The organism is Streptomyces sp. NPDC048650, from assembly GCF_043199095.1.
Taxonomy (GTDB): Bacteria; Actinomycetota; Actinomycetes; order Streptomycetales; family Streptomycetaceae; genus Streptomyces.
Map to the genome: position 1 here is coordinate 153,689 of NZ_JBICVM010000002.1, position 20,552 is coordinate 174,240.

At 72.9% G+C, this 20,552-nt stretch carries 19 protein-coding genes; 10 read left to right on the plus strand and 9 right to left on the minus strand.

The annotated features are described in order from the left end of the window. The first annotated feature begins 20 nt into the window (after window positions 1-20). From ACGFML_RS06440 to ACGFML_RS06460, 5 genes are all read left to right on the plus strand, one after another. Window positions 21-782 carry a DeoR/GlpR family DNA-binding transcription regulator gene (locus tag ACGFML_RS06440; protein WP_393540672.1) on the plus strand — a complete coding sequence of 254 codons (762 nt, stop codon included), beginning with the start codon at window positions 21-23 and terminating at the stop codon, window positions 780-782. 177 nt (window positions 783-959) lie between these two features. After that, window positions 960-2,351 (plus strand): ABC transporter substrate-binding protein, encoded by a 1,392-nt coding sequence (locus ACGFML_RS06445; protein WP_393540674.1) that lies wholly within the window; start codon window positions 960-962, stop codon window positions 2,349-2,351. Beyond that, window positions 2,332-3,315: a carbohydrate ABC transporter permease gene (locus ACGFML_RS06450; RefSeq protein WP_393540676.1), complete on the plus strand. Its 984-nt coding sequence runs from the start codon at window positions 2,332-2,334 to the stop codon at window positions 3,313-3,315. Before ACGFML_RS06445 ends, ACGFML_RS06450 begins: the two co-directional genes overlap by 20 nt. Next, window positions 3,312-4,199 carry a carbohydrate ABC transporter permease gene (locus tag ACGFML_RS06455; RefSeq protein WP_393540678.1) on the plus strand — a complete coding sequence of 296 codons (888 nt, stop codon included), beginning with the start codon at window positions 3,312-3,314 and terminating at the stop codon, window positions 4,197-4,199. Before ACGFML_RS06450 ends, ACGFML_RS06455 begins: the two co-directional genes overlap by 4 nt. Next, the gene (locus ACGFML_RS06460; protein ID WP_393540680.1) at window positions 4,196-5,188 is read left to right on the plus strand and encodes a zinc-dependent alcohol dehydrogenase family protein; all 993 of its coding nucleotides are present in this window, start codon (window positions 4,196-4,198) and stop codon (window positions 5,186-5,188) included. The genes ACGFML_RS06455 and ACGFML_RS06460 overlap by 4 nt, the downstream gene beginning before the upstream one ends. 4 nt (window positions 5,189-5,192) lie before the next feature. Here the strand turns inward: ACGFML_RS06460 and ACGFML_RS06465 are convergent, their stop codons facing one another. From ACGFML_RS06465 to ACGFML_RS06485, 5 genes are all read right to left on the minus strand, one after another. Continuing rightward, entirely contained in the window at window positions 5,193-6,212 is a 1,020-nt protein-coding gene (locus tag ACGFML_RS06465) for an ArsR/SmtB family transcription factor (RefSeq protein WP_393540682.1), read from the minus strand. Between the two features lie 127 nt (window positions 6,213-6,339). After that, on the minus strand, window positions 6,340-6,813 hold the full coding sequence (locus tag ACGFML_RS06470) for an NUDIX domain-containing protein (RefSeq protein ID WP_393540683.1): 474 nt from the start codon (window positions 6,811-6,813) through the stop codon (window positions 6,340-6,342). A 4-nt stretch (window positions 6,814-6,817) separates the two neighbouring features. Next, window positions 6,818-8,365: an ATP-dependent DNA ligase gene (locus tag ACGFML_RS06475; RefSeq protein WP_393540685.1), complete on the minus strand. Its 1,548-nt coding sequence runs from the start codon at window positions 8,363-8,365 to the stop codon at window positions 6,818-6,820. A 192-nt stretch (window positions 8,366-8,557) separates the two neighbouring features. Beyond that, complete coding sequence (locus tag ACGFML_RS06480) at window positions 8,558-10,225, minus strand: amidohydrolase (RefSeq protein WP_393540687.1); 1,668 nt, start codon at window positions 10,223-10,225, stop codon at window positions 8,558-8,560. A 97-nt stretch (window positions 10,226-10,322) separates the two neighbouring features. Then, on the minus strand, window positions 10,323-11,867 hold the full coding sequence (locus tag ACGFML_RS06485; RefSeq protein WP_393540689.1) for a purine-cytosine permease family protein: 1,545 nt from the start codon (window positions 11,865-11,867) through the stop codon (window positions 10,323-10,325). A gap of 192 nt (window positions 11,868-12,059) precedes the next feature. On the opposite strand from ACGFML_RS06485, the gene ACGFML_RS06490 reads away from it, so the two are divergent. Continuing rightward, window positions 12,060-12,668: a TetR/AcrR family transcriptional regulator gene (locus ACGFML_RS06490; RefSeq protein WP_393540691.1), complete on the plus strand. Its 609-nt coding sequence runs from the start codon at window positions 12,060-12,062 to the stop codon at window positions 12,666-12,668. 47 nt (window positions 12,669-12,715) lie between these two features. Here the strand turns inward: ACGFML_RS06490 and ACGFML_RS06495 are convergent, their stop codons facing one another. Continuing rightward, entirely contained in the window at window positions 12,716-13,738 is a 1,023-nt protein-coding gene (locus ACGFML_RS06495; RefSeq protein ID WP_393540693.1) for a hypothetical protein, read from the minus strand. Between the two features lie 417 nt (window positions 13,739-14,155). Here ACGFML_RS06495 and ACGFML_RS06500 point away from each other — a divergent pair, with 417 nt between their 5' ends. Together ACGFML_RS06500 and ACGFML_RS06505 are read left to right on the plus strand one after the other, a co-directional pair. Continuing rightward, window positions 14,156-14,803 (plus strand): histone deacetylase, encoded by a 648-nt coding sequence (locus tag ACGFML_RS06500; RefSeq protein WP_393540695.1) that lies wholly within the window; start codon window positions 14,156-14,158, stop codon window positions 14,801-14,803. 296 nt (window positions 14,804-15,099) lie between these two features. After that, on the plus strand, window positions 15,100-16,407 hold the full coding sequence (locus tag ACGFML_RS06505; protein ID WP_393540696.1) for a phosphoribosyltransferase family protein: 1,308 nt from the start codon (window positions 15,100-15,102) through the stop codon (window positions 16,405-16,407). 13 nt (window positions 16,408-16,420) lie between these two features. On the opposite strand, the gene ACGFML_RS06510 is transcribed toward ACGFML_RS06505, so the two are convergent. Beyond that, window positions 16,421-16,747: an ArsR/SmtB family transcription factor gene (locus ACGFML_RS06510; protein ID WP_393540698.1), complete on the minus strand. Its 327-nt coding sequence runs from the start codon at window positions 16,745-16,747 to the stop codon at window positions 16,421-16,423. 152 nt (window positions 16,748-16,899) lie between these two features. Here ACGFML_RS06510 and ACGFML_RS06515 point away from each other — a divergent pair, with 152 nt between their 5' ends. Continuing rightward, on the plus strand, window positions 16,900-17,616 hold the full coding sequence (locus ACGFML_RS06515; protein ID WP_393540700.1) for an SDR family oxidoreductase: 717 nt from the start codon (window positions 16,900-16,902) through the stop codon (window positions 17,614-17,616). A gap of 19 nt (window positions 17,617-17,635) precedes the next feature. Here ACGFML_RS06515 and ACGFML_RS06520 read toward each other — a convergent pair whose 3' ends face one another. Then, window positions 17,636-17,926: a hypothetical protein gene (locus tag ACGFML_RS06520; protein ID WP_393540701.1), complete on the minus strand. Its 291-nt coding sequence runs from the start codon at window positions 17,924-17,926 to the stop codon at window positions 17,636-17,638. Between the two features lie 157 nt (window positions 17,927-18,083). Continuing rightward, window positions 18,084-19,313 (minus strand): cytochrome P450, encoded by a 1,230-nt coding sequence (locus tag ACGFML_RS06525; RefSeq protein ID WP_393540703.1) that lies wholly within the window; start codon window positions 19,311-19,313, stop codon window positions 18,084-18,086. A gap of 478 nt (window positions 19,314-19,791) precedes the next feature. Between ACGFML_RS06525 and ACGFML_RS06530 the strand changes: the two genes are divergently transcribed. Next, window positions 19,792-20,541, plus strand: a complete 750-nt coding sequence (locus ACGFML_RS06530) for a TetR/AcrR family transcriptional regulator (protein ID WP_393540705.1) — start codon at window positions 19,792-19,794, stop codon at window positions 20,539-20,541. The last annotated feature ends 11 nt before the right edge of the window (window positions 20,542-20,552 follow it).

Sequence of the window (20,552 nt, forward strand, 5' to 3'; positions counted from 1 at the left end):
CGCCACGGCAGGAGAGCACCATGAGGGCCGAGGAACGTCAGCACCGCCTCCTCGCGCTCGCCCGGCAGTCGGGGCGGGTCGAGGTCGCCGACGCCGCCGCGGAGTTCGGGGTCGCGCGGGAGACCGTACGGCGCGATCTGAGCGAGCTGGAGCGGCGTGGCCTGATCCGGCGCACGCACGGCGCGGCGTATCCGGTCGAGAGCGCCGGTTTCGAGACCACGCTGGCGCGGCGGGAGACGCAGCAGGTGGCCGAGAAGCGCCGGATCGCGGCGGCCGCGGTGCAGCTGGTGGGCGAGGCGGAGACGGTGTTCGTGGACGAGGGCTACACACCGGAGCTGGTCGCCACGCTGCTGCCCGCCGACCGGCCGCTGACCGTGCTCACCGCTTCGCTGCGCACCGCATCCCTGGTCGCCGCGTCCGACTCCACCACCGTCCTGCTGGCCGGCGGCCGGGTCCGCTCCGGGACGCAGGCGACGGTGGGCTCCTGGGCCCGGGACATGCTCGCCCGGTTCGTGATCGATCTGGCGTTCATGGGCGCGAACGGCATCTCCCGCGAACACGGTCTGACCACCCCCGATCCGGCGGTCGCCGAGGTGAAGGAACAGGCCGTCCGCTCGTCGCGGCGCCGGGTGCTGGTCGGGGTGCACAGCAAGTTCGGGGCCAGCAGCTTCTGCCGGTTCGCCGCGGTGGGCGACTTCGACGCGATCGTCACCGACGCCGGGCTCTCCGCGCCGGAGGCTCACCGCTACTCCCTCCTGGGGCCGCAGGTGCTCCGGGTCTGACCGGGACAGGGGCCGCCCGGACGATCGGCCCCGTACAGAGATCGGCCACCGCACACCGCCGAAGGCCCGCCCCGGGCCGCCGGCGGTCCGTCCGGCGTGCCCGCGGCCCGGATTCCCCCGCCGGCCGGGCCCGCCACACGTCCCCGACCCGCCACACGTCCCAGAAAGGTACGAGCCGTGAGAGCACGACCCCCCGGGCGACCCCCCGGACAGCGCCGCAGAGGCCGCGCCGCAGGGCTGGCCCCGATCGTCCTGGCCCTGTCGCTGACCACCGTCGGCTGCTACCGCGGCGCCGGCGACGTGGGGAACGACGACGCCCGCACCCTCAACGTCCTGATGGTCAACAACCCGCAGATGGTGGATCTTCAGCGGCTCACCGCCGAGCACTTCACCAAGGAGACCGGCATCAAGGTGAACTACACCGTGCTTCCGGAGGACGATCTGCGCGACAAGATGAGCCAGGACTTCTCCAGCCAGGCCGGGCAGTACGACGTGGCCAGCGTCAGCAACTACGAGACGCCGATCTACGCCCGCAACGGCTGGCTCTCCCCGCTCGGCGAGCGGGCCGCCGAGGACCGCCGGTTCGACCAGGGCGACATCCTCGCGCCGGTCCGCTCCTCGCTCACCGCTGCGGACGGCAAGGTCTACGCGGAGCCCTTCTACGGCGAGTCGTCGTTCCTGATGTACCGCAAGGACCTCCTCGAGGCCGCCGGACTGACCATGCCCGCGCGGCCCACCTGGCATCAGGTCGCCGCGATCGCCGCCGAGTTGGACGGATCCCGGAAGGGCATGAAGGGCATCTGTCTGCGCGGCCAGCCGGGCTGGGGCCAGATGGCGGCCCCGCTGACCACCGTCGTCAACACCTTCGGCGGCACCTGGTTCACCAAGGACTGGCAGGCGAAGGTCGACAGCCCGCGGTTCGCCGAGGCCACCCGGTTCTATGTCGACCTGGTCCGCAAGCACGGCCAGGCGGGCGCCCCGCAGGCTGGCTACACCGAGTGCCTCAACGACATGCAACAGGGCAAGGTCGCCATGTGGTACGACGCGACGGCCGGTGCCGGTTCGCTGGAGGGCGCCGATTCCAAGGTCGCGGGCAAGGTCGGCTACGCGCCGGCACCGGTGGAACGGACCCGGAACGCGGGCTGGCTCTACACCTGGGCGTGGGGTGTGCAGAAGGCCAGCACGCACCAGGACGCGGCGTGGCGGTTCATCCGCTGGGCCTCCGGCAAGGGCTACGAGCGGCTGGTGGGCCGTGAACTGGGCTGGTCGAGGGTGCCCGGGGGCAAGCGGGCCTCCCTCTACCGCGACCCGGACTACAGCGAGGCGTCCGTGGCGTTCGCCGGGCCGACCGAACGGGCGATCAGCTCGGCCCGGCCCGGCGACCCCGGCGTACAGCAACGCCCGGCTCCCGGAATCCAGTTCGTCGGCATCCCCGAGTTCTCCGACCTGGGCACCAAGGTCTCCCAGGAGATCAGCTCGGCCATTGCGGGCAAGCAGAGCGTGCCCGCGGCCCTGAAGAAGAGCCAGCGACTGGCGCGGGAGGTGTCCGATGCCTACGCCGACCACTGAGGCGGCCCCCAGGGCCGAGACCACCGTCGCGCGGCGCGCCGGCGGCCCGGCCGCCCGTGCCCGCCGGACCGAGCGGGCGAAGAACTGGGCCCGCCGTGCGCCCCTCCTCCCGGCGCTGGTGTTCCTCGTCGTCGTCACCCAGCTCCCGTTCGTGGCAACCGTGGTGATCTCCTTCGTCCACTGGAACGCGCTCGCCCCCGACCACCGCGGCTTCGCCGCCCTCGACAACTACCGAGCCGTCTTCACCGACCCGGCGATGCGCGCCTCGGTGGGTACGACGGTGCTGCTGACGGTGACCGTGGTGCTGGTCAGCCTGCTGCTCGGGCTCGGGCTGGCGCTGCTGCTCGACCGTGGCTTCCGCGGGCGCGGCGTCGTACGGACCCTGCTGATCACGCCGTTCCTCGTCGTGCCGGTCGCCTCCGCGCTGCTGTGGAAGCACGCGCTGTACAACGCCTCGTACGGGCTGCTCAACGGCGCGCTGACGTGGATATGGGGACTGTTCGGCGGCGACGACCCGCCACAGCCGGACTGGATGACCGACTCTCCGCTGGCCGCGGTGGAGGTGTCGCTGATCTGGCAGTGGACGCCGTTCATGATGCTGATTCTGCTGGCCGGGCTGCAGAGCCGGGCCACGGACGCGGTCGAGGCGGCCCGGATGGACGGCGCCTCCGCCGTCGACATCTTCCGGTATCTCACCCTGCCGCATCTGCGCCGCTACCTGGAACTGGCCGCACTGCTGGGCACGGTGTACGTCGTGCAGAACTTCGATGCGGTGTTCACCATCACGTCCGGCGGCCTGGGCACGGCCAACCTTCCGTACACCGTCTACCAGACCTTCTACCAGGCCCATGACTACGGACGGGCGTCCGCGCAGGGCGTCGTCGTGGTGCTGTGCTCGCTGCTGGTGGCGACCTTCGCGCTGCGCACCGTCTCGTCCCTGCTGCGCGAGGAGGTCACCCGATGAACAGCGCACCCCTGACCCGGCGCCGCCCCGGCGGCGGCGCCTCCCCCGCCGCACGGCGCCGGCGGCGCACCGGCGGTCTGCTGGGCCTGGCGGCCTGGCTGTGCGGGATCGCCTTCTTCCTGCCCGTCGCCTGGATGGTGCTGACGTCCTTTCACAGCGAGACGGACGCGGCGACCAACCCGCCGAGCGTCGGCGCCGGGCTCAGCCTGCACGGCTACCGCGACTTCTTCGGCGCGTCGGGCGGCGGGGTCAGCCCCTGGCCCCCGCTGGTCAACTCGCTGACGGCCTCCGTCGTCGCCACCCTGTTGGTGCTGCTGCTGGCGGTGCCGGCCGCCTACGCCCTCGCCATCAGGCCGGTACGCAAATGGAGCGACGTCCTCTTCTTCTTCCTGTCCACGAAGATGCTGCCGCTGGTGGCCGGGCTGCTGCCGATCTATCTCGTCGCGCAGAACACCGGGATGCTCGACAGCATCTGGCTGCTGGTCGTCCTCTACACCTCGATGAACCTGCCGATCGCGGTGTGGATGATGCGCTCGTTCCTCGCCGAGGTCCCGGTGGAGATGCTGGAGGCCGCCTCGATCGACGGCGCGGGGCTGACCACCACCCTGACCCGGATCGTCGCCCCGGTCGCCATGCCGGGGATCGCGGCGACAGCCCTGATCTCCTTCATCTTCAGCTGGAACGAGCTGCTGTTCGCCCGGGTTCTCACCGGGATCGTGGCCGGTACCGCACCGGTGTTCCTGACCGGACTGGTCACCAGCCAGGGCCTGTTCCTGGCCAAGGTGTGCGCCGCCGCCACCGTCATCTCCCTCCCGGTGCTCGTCGCCGGATTCGCCGCCCAGGACAAGCTCGTCCAGGGCCTCTCCCTTGGAGCCGTGAAATGAAGGCCGCAGTGATCACCGCCCCCGGCTCGGTCGAGATCGCCACCGTCGAGGACCCGGCGCCCGGCCCCCGCGAGGTCGTGGTCTCCGTCGCCGCCTGCGGGCTGTGCGGCACCGATCTGCACATCCTCCAGGGCGAGTTCGCCCCCACCCTGCCGGTCGTGCCGGGGCACGAGTTCGCCGGTACGGTCGTCGCCACCGGCAGCGCGGTCACCGAGCTCACCGAGGGCGACCGGGTGGCCGTCGACCCGTCGCTCTACTGCTTCGAGTGCCGCTACTGCCGCACCGGCCGCAACAACCTCTGCGAGCGCTGGGCGGCGATCGGGGTCACCACGGCCGGCGGTGCCGCGGAGTTCGCCGTCGCGCCCGCCGCCAACTGCGTCAAGCTGCCCGATCATGTGCGCACCGAGGACGCCGCCCTGATCGAGCCGCTCTCCTGCGCGGTACGCGGCTACGACATCCTGCGCTCCCAGCAGCTGGGCACCCAGGTGCTGATCTACGGCTCCGGCACCATGGGCCTGATGATGCTCGAACTCGCCAAGCGCACCGGGGCGGCGGGCGTGGACGTCGTGGACATCAACCCGGACCGGCTGGCCACCGCCCGCACCCTGGGGTGCAGCAACGCGGCCGGCTCCGCCGACGAGCTCGACCGCCCACGCGGCTGGGACGTGGTCATCGACGCCACCGGCAACGAACGCGCCATCCAGGACGCGCTGGGCCGGGTCGGCAAGGGCGGCACCTTCCTCCAGTTCGGCGTCGCCGACTACGCCGCCCGCGCCACCATCGAGCCGTACCGCATCTACAACCAGGAGATCACCATCACCGGCTCGATGGCCGTACTGCACAGCTACGAACGCGCCGCCGAGCTGTTCGCCGCCGGTGCCCTGGATCCCGAGGTGTTCATCAGCGACCGGCTGCCGCTGGACGGGTACGCGTCGGCGCTGGACCGCTTCCGGGCGGGGCAGGGCCGCAAGATCCAGGTGCGGCCCTGAGCGGTCACGGCCGGCCCGGCAGCCGTGCGGGTGCCAGCTCGCCGTGCAGCAGCGCCGCGCCGAGCGGGGTGAGGGCGTGCACGACGCACCCGCCGTCGCGGCGGCTGTGCGCGAGGTTCGCCTCGCGCAGCGCGCTCACATGGGCGCTGGCCGAGGGGGCGGACACCCGCAGCCTGCGCGCCAGTTCACCCGTGGTGACGGGCGCGTCCAGGGCGGCGAGGACCCGGGACCGGGTCCGGCCGAGCAGCGTGGACAGGGCCTGCGGGTGGCAGGCCCGGGTGGCGGCGGGCGCCCAGGACGTGGAGTGCTCGACGGGATAGACCAGCACCGGCGGCAGGTCCGGGTCGGCGAGCGCGATGGGCCGGCGCCAGCAGAAGTGCGAGGGGATCAGCCGCAGTCCGCGTCCGTGCAGCCGCAGATCGCGGTCGCGGGGGTAGTCGACGTGCAGCACCGGAGGCTCCCAGCGCAGCTGTGGGCGGAAGGAGCCGAGCATGCCGTCGACTCCGCCGTGGCACAGCGTGCGGGCGCGCGCGGCCCGGTCGCGGTCGGCCGTCGCGGTCGCCTCCGTCCAGTCCGGGGCGACCACCGTGCGGTGCACCTCCCGGAAGGCGACGGCGAGTTCGTCCAGCGGTCGCCGGCTGCCCTTGGTCACGGCGCCGACCCAGCGCGGCAGCCGGGCCGCGCTCCCGGCCCGGCGGAGCTGCCCGGTGAGCCGGTCCCTGGGTGTCTCGCGCAGGGCGGTGAGCCCCGCGGCCAGGCCGTCGCGCCCGGCGTCGGGCGTCAGGAAGTCCGGGAAGTAGCGGGCGTTGCCCGGTGCCAGCGCGTGGATCAGCCGGGCGGCCCGGGTCAGGCCGCGCTCGGCCAGTTCGGCCCGCGCGTGGGCCCGCCAGGCGGCGTACACCGGCGCGCCGTTGCCCGGTGCCGTCAGCTGGTGCATCGCCAGCACCGTCTCCCACAGCGGGTCCGGTGCGGACGCCATCTGTACGCGGGCGATGTCCCGCTCGTCGAAATGGATGCGCAACACGCGGCCCCCGCGGCATGCTCATGACCCCGTCCCCAGGGCCCCCCGTCTGTTCCCCGTCGACAGCCTGCCCGGTGGACGGCGGAGGTGTCCAGGGCGAGCCGTGCCCAAAGGACGGCATCCGGGGCGGTCAGCCGGTCCCCGCGAGCCGCTCCGCCAGCCGTTCCAGGAACACCCGCTGCCCCGCGACCATCCGCTCCGCCGCATCCGCCGGGGCGAACCACGCCACCCGGTCGATCTCCGGGAAGCTGCGGAGCACACCCGACCCCCTGGGCCACTCCGTCTCGAAAGTGCCGGGCACGATGCGGGCCGGGTCCAGGTCGCCGGCCACCGCCCAGACGGTCACCACCTTGCCGCCGGCCTGACGGATCTCCCCCAGGGGCAGGTACGGCCCGTCCGGGGGCGGCAGTCCCAGCTCCTCGGTGAACTCCCGCCGGGCCGCGTCCCGGGCCTCCTCCGGCGGTACGTACTCCCCCTTCGGCACCGACCAGGCACCCACGTCCCGCCGCGCCCAGAGCGGCCCGCCCATGTGCGCCAGCAGCACCTCCACACCGTGGTCCCGCTCCCGGTGGAGCAGCAGCCCCGCGCTCCGCTTCCCGGCCACGGCGCTAGCCCTCCCCGCCGGGGTGTGCGGCCAGCACGGCCGCCACCGTGTCCGCCTCCGCCGCGGTCTTGTCCTGGCGGTAGCGGACCACACGCGCGAAGCGCAGCGTCACGCCCGCCGGATAGCGCGTGGAGGTCTGGAGGCCGTCGTAGGCGACCTCCACGACGAGCTCCGGCCGCACGGTGACCACGTGTCCCCGCTCCGCCACCGCCAGCTCCTGCAACCGGGCGGTCTGCCAGGTCAAGGTGGCGTCGGTGAGGCCCTTGAACGTCTTGCCGAGCATCACGAACCCGCCGTCCGCCCCGCGCGCCCCGAGGTGCAGGTTGGAGAGCTTGCCGGTGCGCCGGCCGTGTCCCCATTCCGCGGCCAGCACGACCAGGTCGAGGGTGTGCACCGGCTTCACCTTGAGCCAGGAGGCGCCGCGGCGGCCCGCACGGTAGGGAGCGTCGAGGGCCTTGACGACGACGCCCTCGTGGCCCTCGCGCAGGGTCCGTTCCCAGAAGTCGGCGGCGGCGGCGCGGCCCGCCGCGTCGTCCGGGTCGGGCACCGTCCGGCGCCGCACCCGCAGCTCCTGTCCCACCAGCCGGGCCAGCTCGGCGTGCCGGTCCGCGCCGGGCAGTTCCAGCAGGTCGCGGCCGTCGAGCGAGAGCACGTCGAAGAAGACGGGCGACAGGGGCAGCGCGGCGCGTGCGGCGGTGACGTCCACCCGCGAGCCGAACCGGCCCGCGACGCGCTGGAACGGCACCGGCCGTCCGTCGTCACCCAGGGCGATCACCTCGCCGTCCAGGATGAAACGGGTGGCGGGGAGGCCGAGGGCGAGTGCGCCGACCTCGGGGAGGCGGTCGGTGACCTCGTCCAGGGTGCGGGTGTAGATCCGTACGTCGTCGCCGTCCCGGTGGACCTGGACCCGGATGCCGTCGAGTTTCTGCTCCACGGCGCACGGGCCGAGTCTGTCGATGGCCTCGCCCACCGAAGCGGCGCTCTGCGCGAGCATCGGGCCGATCGGCCGGCCGACGGTGAGGGTGAACGCGGTGAGTGCCGGGGGCCCTTCGGCGAGCAGTGCGCGGGCGACGTCCGGCAGCGATCCGGCCAGCATCACGGCCCGCCGTACGTCCGCCGCCGGCACCTCCGTCGCCGCCGCCAGCCCTTCGACGGCGAGCGCGTCCAGCGCGCCCTGCCGCACCTCGCCGGTCAGCAGGCCGACCAGGAACCGCTGCTCCGGTCCGGTCGCCGCGGCCAGCAGTGCGTGGACCAGCCGCCGGCGCTCCCCCTGCGCTCCGGCGCCGCCGACCCGGGCGAGCGCGGTCAGCGCCGCGTCCGCCTGGCGCACGGTGAGCGTGGCGCGCTCGGCCGCGGGCACCGGCTCGCGCAGCACGCTCCAGCCCACGCCGATGCGGCCCTGCGGCAGCCGTCCGGCCAGGTAGGGGATGACGACCGGGACGTCCTGCGGCTCGGCGGCGCGGAACAGCGCGGCCAGCAGAGCGGTCTTCCGGGTACGGGCCGAGGTCGCGGCGACGTCCGCGGAGACCTGGGCCAGGTCGGCCAGCAACATACGCTCATCGTGCCCCCGCCGCGGCGGCGCCGCTCGGGCAGCCGGCAGGGGCCCCCTCACGGGGCGAGGCAGGAGTGGAAGAGGTTGTTCTTCGACCGGACCGCGGCACGGGGCCCGTCGACCCGAGGGCGGGAGGCCCTGTGACGTCCCCCTCGGGCCGTCCGCCCTCGCTGCCGACTCTCGCGCCGCCCGTCAGACCTGGTGCACGATCTCACCGCCGACGACGACCGTCCGCGCGGTCGTGCCGGGGATGTCCTCGGGCGCGGCGCGCAGGATGTCCCGCGACAGCACCACGAAGTCGGCGAGCTTGCCCACGGTCAGCGAACCGCGTTCCTCCTCCAGGAAGTTGGCGTAGGCGGAGCCCATCGTGTAGGCGTGCACCGCGGTCTCCACGTCGACCGTCTCCGTCGGCTGCCAGGCCGCGCCACCGGCCAACGGCCGCCGGGTGAGCGCGGTGTAGATGCCGATCATCGGGTCCATCTCGGCGACGTTCCAGTCGCTGGAGAAGGCCAGGACGGCTCCCGCGGCGTGCAGGCTGCGCATCGGCCACGCCTTGTGCCAACGGTCGGGACCGACGTTCTCCGCCCAGTCCTGGCCCGGCCCGGCGATCTCCGGGGCGCAGTGCCGCGGCTGCATACAGGCCACCACACCCAGCTCGGCGAAGCGCGGGGTGTCGCGCGGGTCCAGGCATTCGACGTGCACGACCTGATGACGGGCGTCGCGCGGGCCGTTGACGGTGCGGGCCTGCTCGACGGCGTCCAGGACGGTACGGATACCGCGGTCACCGGTGGCGTGCACGAAGCACTGGAAGCCGCGGGCGTCCAGCTTGACCAGCAGGTCCCCGAAGTCCGCCGCCGGGTAGAACGTCTCGCCCCGGTGGTGGCCGCAGCCCGCGTACGGCTCCAGCAGCGCGGCCGTCCGCGGCTCGACGACGTCGTCGATGTACAGCTTGAGCGGGCCGACCCGCAGCCGGTCGTCGTCGTGCCGCTGCGCGGCCGCCGCGAAGTCGTCGAGGTCGGCGTCGGTCGTGCCGCGTGGGTGGAAGAGCGCCGCGACGATCCGCGAGCGCAGCCGGCCCTCGGCGCGGGCGCGCTCGAAGAGGGTGAGGTCGTCCAGGGAGTTCTGCGGTTCGACGACGGTGGTGATGCCGAAGCGGACGGCGTCGTCGAGGCTCTTGGCCAGGCGCCCGTACTGGCGGTCGGCCGAGGCCCACGGGACACCGAGCTCCTTCAGGGCCCGGTGCCCGTCGCGGGAGAGGCCCTTGACCGCGAACTCCTTGACGAATCCGGTGGGTTCACCGGTCTCCGGGTCGATCTCCGCCTCGCCGAACGGCAGGCTCGTACGGTCCCGGCCGATGCCGAGGCGACGCATCGCGGCGGTGTTCAGCCAGGCGGTGTGGACGTCGTAGCTGAGGACGAAGGCGGGGGTGTCACCGGTGACGGGATCGAGGTCGCTCGCACGCGGCATCCGGCCGCCGGGTATCGCGGAGTAGTCGAAGGCCTCGGCCTCGATCCACTCGGCGTCCGGGTGGGCCGCGCACCAGGTGCGGATGCGCTCGTGGATCGTCTCGAGGCTGCGGGCGCCGGCGAGTTGGACGCAGGCGTCGTCGGAGCCGAGCCGGACGTGGTTGTGGGCGTCGATGAATCCGGGCAGCACCAGCCGCCCGCCGGCGTCGAGCACCGTGGTGTCCGGGCCGGTCCACCGTCCGGCGTCGGCGTCCGGGCCGAGCCAGGCGATCCGGCCGTCGCACACGGCCAGCGCCTGCGCCTCGGGCAGGGCCGGGTCGACCGTGTGGATGCGGGCACCGGTGAGGACCAGGTCGGCCGCGGTGGGGGTGGGCGCGGTGGTGGTGGCGGACATGAAGGGTGTGCTCCTGAGGTGGTGCGAGTGCGGGTGGTGGGTGGGCGGGTGAGGGATGCGGGGGCGGTCGTGTGCGGTGCGGGCCGGGGGCCGGCCGTCAGCCGGCCGGGGTCGTGGCGGCCACGCTGCGCCGGGCGAGCACCCAGTGGACGAGGCCGGAGACGACCGAACCGAGCAGGGTGAGGTCGGCGCCGCCGAGCGGTGCGACCAAGGGGCCGGTCCACAGCTCGGAGTCGCAGGTCAGGGCGGAGAAGAGCATCCCGGCCAGCAGGGCGACGAGGCCCGCCGGATGGTAGCCGGAGCGATACCAGTACGCCCCCGCGCGCCCCGCGTGCAGGGCCTCGGTGTCGTAGCGGCAGCGACGCATCAGCATGTCGGCGAGGAAGACGCCGCCCCAGGGGGCGAAGACGATGATCAGCAGGGAGAGGAAGGACAGCAGCGACTCGGTGAAGTCGGCGAGGAAGAGCGCGCCGAGCGAGCCGAGGGCGGTGACGGTGGCGCTGATGACGATGGCCTTGGAGCGGCTCCAGGGAATGCCCAGGACCTGGAGGTTCAGCGAGGACGAGTAGAGCGTGATGATCGAGTTGGTGACCGAACCGCCCAGGACGAGGGCGAGGAAGACCGGCTGGAACCACCCCGGCAGCAGCTTCTCCGTGCCGGCCACCGCGTCGGTCATGTCGGTGCGGCTCGCGGCTGCCACACCGATCACGCCGAGCGCGACGGACGAGACGAAGCCGCCGAGGGCGCCGGTCCAGGTGATGGCGCGCAGCGTGGTCGTCCTCGGCAGGTAGCGGGTGTAGTCGGCGGGCATCGGCAGATACGAGAACGGCCCGGCCAGCATCACCACGAACGCCAGGCTCCAGCCCGCGGCGCCGGGCGCCGCGGCGTGGCCGGTGGTGTGGGCCCCGGGCAGGACGAAGACCAGCAAGGCGGCGAAACCGACGGCCAGGACGTACGCCATCCAGCGCTCGGCGAACTGGACCGTGGCATGCCCCCACATCGCCACCACGAAGGTGAGGGCGAGGGTGACCAGCAGCGCGAGAGCGCGGGCGAAGGTGCCGCCGTGCCAGCCCAGGTCGGTGAAGAACGCCTCCAGTGCGAGGGTTCCCACGACGGTGTTCACGATGGTGTAGCCGATGCTGACCACCCAGTTGAGCAGTCCGGCGGGCCAGTTTCCGCGGACGCCGAACGCAGCGCGGGAGATCACCAGGGTGGCGGTCCCGGTGCGGATACCGCTCAGGCCCGCGGCACTGATCGCGAAGAAGGACAGCCCCCCGAGGACGACGACCGCGGTCGCCTGCCAGAAGGACAGCCCGAAGCCGACCGCGAGGGCGCCGTTGATCACGTAGGTGAAGGTGAGGTTGGAGCCGAACCAGAGCCAGAACAGGTCCTTGGCGCCGCCGTGCCGCTCCTCGTCGGGGATCGGATCGATGCCGTGGGTCTCGACCCGGAACACCTCGTCGCTGTCCGGAGCGCCCGGGGTGGCCGCGGGGGCCGTCGTGGCCGTGGCCGTCGTATCGGCGCTCGTGCCGTGCCCGACGGCACCGGCCGCGCCGCCCGCCGCCCGGAGGTTCTCTGCGTCCGGGGTCTCTGTGTCCGACTGTTGCCGCGCCATCCGCGCACCGCCCTTCCACGTCCACACCTTGAATACCGTTCTAACTTTTAGAACGGCATTCAAGATGTGTGACCGCTCCCCCGCCCGTCAAGACCCCTGCGCGGATTCGCGGCTAAGGTCGGGGACGACGACGCGACAACAGCGCGGCCCGGACGCTCTGCGGACGTGGCACGGAAGCGGCGGAGGCACCGCACACGAGCGAGGAGCAGGGGGACAAGGGTGGTACGGGCAGCACGACGGCGCGATGGGCACATCGCCCAGGAACGGATGCTCGAAGAGGCCATGGCGGCGATCGCCGAGAACGGCCTGGCCACCCTCACCATGTCCGCCCTCGCCGAGCGGCTGGGCACCAGCGGCGGCCACATCCTCTACTACTTCGGCAGCAAGGATCTGCTCCTGCTGGAGGCGCTGCGCTGGAGCGAGGCCGCCCTGGCGGAGGACCGGCGCGCGCTACTGGGCCGCCGACTGAGTGCCGAGCGCAAGCTGGACCTGTTCCTGGACCTGTATCTGCCGCGCGGCCCCCGCGACGCGCGCTGGATGCTGTGGATCGAGCTCTGGGCCCGCTCCCCGTCGAACGAGTCGCTGCACCGGGCACAGGAAGAGATGGACCGGAGCTGGCAGCAGGATCTGGAGACGCTGCTCGCCCGGGGTGTGGCGCGCGACCGGTTCGCCGCGATGGACGTACCGGCGCGCGCCTTCGAACTCCTGGCGCTGCTGGACGGGTTGAGCACCCGGGTCGTGCTCGGCCAACGCGACACCGACCGCGGGCAGGCACTGGCCACGGCGCGCTCGGCGGCCGAGCGCCTGATCGCCAGGGCCGGCGCCTGACCGACGACCGGACGGCTGGACGACCGGACGGATGGACCGCCGGACCGCTACTCGTACATCACGTACTCGGGGCGCGGTGTGAGCGCCAGGACCTCCTTCGGGGTCATCAGCCGGCTGCCCTCCGCGTCCTCCTCGTAGAACAGCTTGAAGCCGGTGTGCACACCGTCGGGTATGTCGGAGACGAGCTTTCGCCAGGTGCCCCGCTTCAGGCCGGGCGAGCCGATCCCGTCGGCGCTCTTGATCAGCGCCACGCCGGGCTGCGGCCGCAGGGCGGATTCCTCGTGCAGCACGGAGGACGCGACCTGGTGGAAGACGAGCGGCTTCTGCGGCAGGTCGTGTTCCTCGACCAGACCGGCGAGATGGCGGGCGACGTCGGTCAGTTCCGGCCCGCTGGTGTGGCCGTAGGTGGTGCCCGGAACCTCTCCGGCGGCCATCTGCCATTCCGGGTCGAGCGCCACTCCGACATCGGGATGAACGAGCCACTCACGAAGTGCCTTCACCTCGTCGAGCGGCGCCGCGCGGCCCGGCTGGATATTCAGCAGAAGCAGGGCACGGCGCTCCCGCGCCATTTCGTGAAAGCGGCGGATCGTGGCGGCCGGCGTTCGCGAACGATATTTCCCGTCGGGCCCGGCCGAGGAGTTCGCGACCACCGCCAGCAGTTCCAGCACCGGCAGCGGCTCGCGTCCCGCGGCGTAGGAGTGCGCCACCTTCTCGATCTCGGCGGCACGGGAGCGGGGGTCGCCGATACCCAGGCGCCCGAGCGCGGCGGCACCGGGCAGTCCGCAGAACCCCACCAGGCGGTGCCGGGGGAACAGTTCCCGTCCACCACGCGGGAGTTCGGGGCGGCGACGCCGACGACGGCGTTCGGTCGGCTGCGCGGACGGGGAACGGGCCGGCCGCGGCCGCCGGTCGGGCGGCGACGCTCCGTTCGCGGGATCGGACTGCACGGTGGCCTTGCCGCAGGCCGCGAGGAACCCGAGGCCCGCCGCCGCGGTGGCGGCGAGAACACCACGGCGACTCGCACCGCCCGGCTCGTCCGGCCTGTCCGCCCTGCCCGGTTCCTTCGCCACAGCGCCTCCATCCGTAGTCGCACCACCCCGCACCACGCGCCTCTCCGCAGCGCACCCCGCAAAACCTCCGGCCGATCCGCGGCATACACCTGCCGATTCATGCGTCCGTCCAGCAAGTTGGCCGACAATGGTGCGCACACACGCGGAGAATGCAGAGAATGAGAAGAGAGCCGGAGAACACCGGGGGCTTCCGGGGGGCTACCGGGGAGATATGACGAAAGTCCGGAGACCGAGAATGCGGGAAGGGTGAGGAAGGCAGACGTGATCATCGCGGACGGGTCAGGAAGGGACGACGGGACCCCGCGCAGCCCAGGTCCCGATGCGCCGCATTTCCGCCACGGGAGCGCCTCCCTTCCGGCTGCCGCTCCCCGCTCCCCGGACGCCCCTCGGGTCTGGTATGCGGCCTACGGCTCCAACATGCACCTCGACCGGCTGGCCGCCTATCTCGAGGGCGGTCGGCCGCCCGGCGGGCGCCGCAGCTACCCCGGCTGCCGGGACCCCCGGCCACCGCGGCGCTGCGAGCCGGCCACTCTGCCGGGCCTGCTCTACTTCGCCACCGAATCCCGGGTGTGGACCGGCGGAAGTGCCTTCTACGACCCGGACGGGGGCGGTCGACTGCCCTGCCGTGTCCATCTCCTGACACTCGGCCAGTTCTCCGACATCGCGGCCCAGGAGATGCACCGCGCCCCCGGCCGGGACCTCGACATCACGGAGGCGCTCCGCCGGGGTCGGGCACAGCTGGGCCCCGGCCGGTACGAGACGCTGGTGTGCGCCGGTCACCGGGACGGCATTCCCGTCCTCACCTTCACGGCGCCGTGGCGCTGCGCCGACGTCCCGCCGAACGCCCCCTCGGCCGCCTATCTGCGCCATATCGCGGCGGGCATCGTCGCCGCGCACGGCTGGAGCGCGCGGCGGACGGCCGAGTATCTGGCGGGGTGCCCCGGGGCGGCCGGACGGTGGTCGGTAGCGGAGATCGAGGAGCTGGCCACCGAGGCCGGCCACCCGGGGCCGCCGCCGGATCGGGCGGCTCCAGCAGATCAGGAGGAGCGGCGAAGGGGGCGATGACGTGGTCGGGGGTGTCGGCGGCCGCCCGGTGCGTCTGGTGTCGGCGGCCGCCCGGTGCGTCTCGGGCGGATACGTCCCCGTCCTGACCTGCGCCCCGGTGATCCGACTGCGCCGGGCTCCGGCCCCGGCGGAAGGGCCCCGGTGTCCCACCGTTCCGCTCCCTGCGCCGACCGTGGCCGGGAGCGCCCCACGGCGCGGCGCGGGCCGCTCCCGACTTGCGCGACACCGATGGGTGCGGTTGGTTCGAGGTAGGTGTGGACGTGGCTTCTGTCTCCCCTGGTAGGGGGTGCGCGACTGTGCTGCTCACCGATCGCACGGATGCGGGACGCCGTCTCGCCGACGCGCTGCGGCACCTGGCCGGGGAGGATCCCGTCGTCCTCGGGCTGCCCCGCGGCGGAGTCCCGGTGGCCTTCGAAGTGGCCCGGGCCCTCCACGCCCCCCTCGATGTGATCGTCGTCCGCAAGCTCGGCGTCCCGTACCACCGGGAGCTGGCCTTCGGCGCCATCGGCGAGGGCGGGGTGCGGGTGATCAGCGAGGACATCGTCCGCCGCGGCCGCATCCGGCAGGCCGACCTGGAGACCGTCGAGCGCACCGCGGAGTCGGAGCTCGCACGGCAGGCACGGCGCTTCCGGGACGGCCGGCCCCGCCTCTCCCTCAAGGACCGCACGGCGATCCTGGTGGACGACGGGATCGCCACCGGAGCCACGGCGGCGGCCGCCTGCGAGGTCGTCCGGGCCCAGGGCGCGGCCCGGGTGGTGCTGGCCGTACCGGTGGCGCCACCGGATGCGGCCGCCTGGCTGCGCACCAAGGCGGACGAGGTGGTGTGCCTCTCCACTCCGGCGTCGTTCTCCGCCGTCGGCGAGTGGTACCAGGACTTCTCCCAGACCTCCGACGAGGAGGTCGTCGCCCTGCTCGCCGAGGCGGCGGCCGGCCTGGTGACCGGCCGGTCTTCCGCGGCCCCGGGGGCCGTGGTCGAGGAACCGGTGGAGGTGTCCGCGGGCGGCGTACGGCTCGCCGGTGACCTCGCACTCCCGGAGGGGGCCGCGGCGGTGGTGATGTTCGCCCATGGCTCGGGGAGCAGCCGCCACAGTCCCCGTAACCGCAGGGTGGCCGCGGCCTTGAACCGGGCGGGCCTGGGCACCCTTCTCTTCGATCTGCTCATGCCCGCCGAAGAGGCCGAGCGGGCGAACGTCTTCGCCATCGAAACCCTGGCCGGAAGGCTCATCGACGCCACCCACTGGCTGCACGGCCGGGTGCCCGTCCCGATCGGCTACTTCGGTGCGAGCACCGGGGCCGCGGCCGCGCTACGGGCCGCCGCGGCCGCTGACGTCGACGTCGGCGCCGTGGTGTCCCGCGGCGGCCGCCCCGACCTCGCGGGCCCGCACCTGGCCGAGGTGCGCGCGCCGACCCTGCTGATCGTGGGGGGCAGCGACGCCCTCGTCCTCGATCTCAACCGGCAGGCCCTGGAGGAGCTGCGCTGCGAGAGCCGGCTCGACGTCGTGCCCCGTGCGACGCATCTCTTCGAGGAACCGGGCGCGTTGGACAAGGTCGCCGAGCTCGCTCGGGACTGGTTCACCCGACACTTGATCCCACAGGCCGGGTAGCGCCCACGGGTCGTCAGGCGGCGCCGTCGGGGGCCGGCGGCGGGGTGGCGGCGAGGACGGCGTCGAGGAGTCCCGGGAAACGGGTGTCGAGGTCGTCGCGACGCAGCTCCACGGCCTTGTAGCGGCCCACCTTGTGCTCCCGGGTGACCCCGGACTCCCGCAGGACCCGCCAGTGGAAGGTGGCGGTGGCCTTGGTGACCTCCAGGGGGAGGCTGCCACAGGTCCGCTCGGCCGTGGACGCGGCGAGTTCCCGCACGATGCCGAGCCGGACGGAGTTGCCGAGGGCCGCCAGGACGTCCTCGACGAGGAGCTGGTCGCGATGGGGGTGGTACGTCGCCATGCTTCGATTGTACGAGGGATCACATACCGTTCCGATTGCCCCGCCGTCGGTACCACCGTACGTTGAATGTCATACCAACGTACCGATCCCTCACTGCCCGGGCGCCGGCCCGCACCGCCGTGCCGAACCGCCCCGGAACCGGAGCACCACCCATGAGCACCCCCTCCCCCCCTGCCCCCGTCGCCATCGTCACCGCCGCCGGCTCCGGCATCGGCCGGGGCATGGCCACCGAGCTGGCGAAGGCCGGCTACCGCCTCTCCCTCCTCGACATCGGCGACTCCGTCGAGGACCTCGCCCGCGAGCTGGGCGGCATCGCCACCGTAGGCTCGCTCACCGCCCCCGACGACCTGGCTCGGCTGGTGGGCACCACCGTCGAGCGCTACGGGCAGATCGACGCGGTCCTCAACGGCGCGGGCCACGCCAGGAACGACGATCTGCTCGAGGTCACCGACGAGGAGTGGCACGACGGCCTGGACATGCTGCTGCTCAGCGTGGTCCGCATGGCCCGCCTGGTCACCCCGTACATGGAAGCCGCCGGCAAGGGCGCGTTCGTCAACCTCTCGTCGTACACGGCCTTCGAGCCCCTGGGCGTCATCCCGGTCAACTCCAGCCTGCGGGCGGCCCTCGGCAGCTTCACGAAGCTGTACGCCGACCGGTACGCCGCCAAGAACATCCGGATGAACAGCATCCTGCCCGGCTATGTCGACAGCTGGCCCGAGGACGCCGACTTCCTGGCGAAGATCCCCGCCGGCCGCTACGCCACCACCGAGGAGATCGGCAAGCTCGCCCGCTTCCTCGTCTCCGACGACGCCGCCTACATCAACGGCGCCTCCCTGCGCATCGACGGCGGCGCCGCCCGCTCCCTCTAGTCGTGCCGGGACAGCACGACTAGAGGCTGAAGAGTTCTTTCAGCGAGGGCTCGGACTCCTCGCCTTCGCGCATCGCCTCGACCACCGCCTGGTGGAAGCTGCGGCTGTCCTCCTCCGACGCGCAGGGGACCGGGCTGCCCGCCATGGTGAACCAGTCGGTGGCACCGGTGTACTGCACCGCCACATGAGCCTCGCCTTCCGACCACGTCGTGTGGACGCTCAGGTCGCCGTCGATCACGCCGGCCTCCACGGTGCGCACCACACCGGGCCGCGCGTAGATCCCGATCGTGGTCCAAGATGCCCAGGTCATGAATCTCCCCCTTGCTGGCAGGGGGCACCGGCCGCCGGCAGCCGGTGCGGTGCCTCAAGTCTGACACCGGTCGGGCGGTGGCGCAGCGCATCGACCGGGCGGCCCGGAACGGCAGGGTCCGCGCGGGGCCACCGCCCCGCTCCCGGCACCGAACCCGTCAGCCGCGGCGGCGGCCGGGCGTGAGCCGGACACGCAGCCGGCTGGGCCCGCGGGTGAACACGCCGACCTCGGCGGGCGCGGCACCCTCCGCGAAATCCATGAAGGGGAAGGCGTCCAGCAACTGGTTCACCCCGACCTCCACCTCGGCCTTGGCCAGCAGCGCGCCCACGCAGAAGTGCCGCCCGAGCCCGAAGGCGACATGATCGGCGGCGGCGCTGAAGGCACCCGCCGCCGCGATCTCCGTACGGAAGATGTCGAAGGTGTCGGCCCTGGCGTAGCGCCGCTCGTCGCGGTGGGCGGCACCGATCAGGCAGGTGACGGTGGAGCCCGCCGGCACGGTGCCGCCGCTGAGGGTGACGTCCTCCGCGGGCTGACGCATGATCATCTGGATCGGCGGGGTGTAGCGGAGGGTCTCGGCGAAGGCGGCCGGGACGAGACCGCGGTCGGCCTGTACGGCGGCGAGCTGGTCGGGGTGGGCCAGCAGGTTGCGGAACACGCCCGCGATGGCCTTGTCCGTGGTCTCGCCACCGGCCGCGAGCAGCAGGCTGACGAAGGCGGTGATGTCCCGGTCGCTCATCCTGGTGCCGTCGATCTCGGCGGTGCACAGGCCGGACAGCAGGTCGTCGCCGGGCGCGGCGCGGCGCTCTTGGATGACGGGGAGCAGGTGGGCGGCCAGCTCCTCGGTGGTCCGCAGTCCGACGGCGGTGACGTCCGGGTCCTGGGAGATGTTCGCCAGGAAGGCGACGACCGCCCCGTACCAGGTGTGGAACCGGTCGTAATCCGCCCGGTCGAGACCGAGCATGTCGACGATGACGTTGACCGGGAGGCGGGTCGCGAACTGTGCGACGAGGTCGGCCTCGTCGGCGTCGCGGAAGGCGTCGATCAGTTCCCGGGCGTTGCTCTCGATCACCGGCAGGAACCTCTCGCGCAGGTCCCGGCCACGGAAGGCGGGCGCCACCAGGGCGCGGCGCACGGCGTGTTCGTGCCCGCTCATCTGCGGCAGGGTCCGGCCGCCGTGCACCGGTTCCAGCTGCCACGCGTAGTTGTCGGTGGTGAACACCGGCTCACGGAAGGCCCGCTGGACGTCCTCGTACCGGGAGATCAGATAGCTCCCGGTGCCCGGGTCGTGGAAGAGCGGGTAGTGCTCCCGCAGGACGCGGTACGCGGGGTAGGGGTCCGCCGCGAAATCCGGGGAGAGGATGTCGGGCGGCTGCGGGATGGTGGTCACGACGCGTCCTCGGCTTCCCTGGGCGAAATCGGGCGGCACGTGCCGCGGGCAGTGCCGTCCGACGCTAGGGCAGTGCGGCGGTGCCGGTCCAGAGGGCCTCACGGGCCGAACTCGCGGCGCGTGCACGGGGGTTGAGGAGCGCCGTCGTCGAGGAGCCTCCAAGCGCGTCGAGGGGTGCGGATGTGCCCGCGGGCGCGTCCACGCTCTTCGACCGGGCCCGCCCGGGGCCGGGCTCCCGGGCTGCCGGGCTGCCGGGCTCGCCACCGGGCGGGGGATCAGGAACGCGGACGATGCCGCGCGCTGCACGCCGCGCCCGTCCCGCAGCCGCCCCGCACCCGCCCCGTACCTGCCCACGGCCGCGTCCGCTCGTGGCCGGAAAAGCGCTTTCCGACTCCCCCCGCCTCGGCTACTTTTGACTCGATGACCAGATTTGAAATCTGGTCACGACGCCGAGAAGGAACCCGGAGAGACGCAGGTCGTGGTAGAGACACAACGTGGTGCACGCATCCTCGAGGTCGCCGGTGAGCTGCTGGTCGCCTGGGGCTACCGGCGAGTGACGATCGACGAGATCGCCCGCCGGGCCAAGGTCGGCAAGGGCACGGTCTACCTCCACTGGAAGACCAAGGACGCGCTTCTGCTGGCCGTCGTGCTCGACGCCAAGACGCAGAGCCTGCGGCGTCGGTTGGCGCATATGCGTGCCGACCCGCTGGAGGTCCTGCCGAGCCGCATGATGTGCGGGCTCTACCTCGACTACCTGGGCGACCCGGTACTGCGTGCCGTCCAGAGCGGCGACTCCGACGTCCTCGGCCGCCTCAACGACACCGCCAAGCAGGAGCTCGCGGAGCTGGTGGCGCACGGCGAGCGGATACTGCGCCGCCACCTCGAAGTGCTGCGCACGCACGGCCTGGTGCGCGACGACATCGACGTCCGTCACCAGCACTACGCCCTGACGGCGGTGACCGTCGGGTTCTTCACCCTCGAAGCACTCGACGCCGGCCCCCCGGTCGCCCCGGAGGCACGGATCGACATCCTGGCCCACACGCTCCGGAGCACACTGGAAATCCCGGCCTTCCCGGAGCCCGACCCCGCCGCCCCCGCCGCCCACCGCGCGCTCACGGCAGCGACCGCAGCCGCCCCCGAGGTCATCGGCCTCTACGAGCACCTGGAAGAGCTCAGCTCACAGGAAATGCGCCGGCAGCTGCGTGACGGAGACCGACACCCGACCTGAGGAGAACACAC

Bases quoted from the DNA above. Each gene is read 5' to 3' on its own strand.
- ACGFML_RS06440 (WP_393540672.1), top strand. From the start codon at position 21: ATGAGGGCCGAGGAACGTCAGCACCGCCTCCTCGCGCTCGCCCGGCAG.
- ACGFML_RS06450 (WP_393540676.1), top strand. From the start codon at position 2,332: ATGCCTACGCCGACCACTGAGGCGGCCCCCAGGGCCGAGACCACCGTC.
- ACGFML_RS06455 (WP_393540678.1), top strand. From the start codon at position 3,312: ATGAACAGCGCACCCCTGACCCGGCGCCGCCCCGGCGGCGGCGCCTCC.
- ACGFML_RS06460 (WP_393540680.1), top strand. From the start codon at position 4,196: ATGAAGGCCGCAGTGATCACCGCCCCCGGCTCGGTCGAGATCGCCACC.
- ACGFML_RS06475 (WP_393540685.1), bottom strand. From the start codon at position 8,365: ATGTTGCTGGCCGACCTGGCCCAGGTCTCCGCGGACGTCGCCGCGACC.
- ACGFML_RS06480 (WP_393540687.1), bottom strand. From the start codon at position 10,225: ATGTCCGCCACCACCACCGCGCCCACCCCCACCGCGGCCGACCTGGTC.
- ACGFML_RS06500 (WP_393540695.1), top strand. From the start codon at position 14,156: ATGCACCTCGACCGGCTGGCCGCCTATCTCGAGGGCGGTCGGCCGCCC.
- ACGFML_RS06510 (WP_393540698.1), bottom strand. From the start codon at position 16,747: ATGGCGACGTACCACCCCCATCGCGACCAGCTCCTCGTCGAGGACGTC.
- ACGFML_RS06515 (WP_393540700.1), top strand. From the start codon at position 16,900: ATGAGCACCCCCTCCCCCCCTGCCCCCGTCGCCATCGTCACCGCCGCC.
- ACGFML_RS06520 (WP_393540701.1), bottom strand. From the start codon at position 17,926: ATGACCTGGGCATCTTGGACCACGATCGGGATCTACGCGCGGCCCGGT.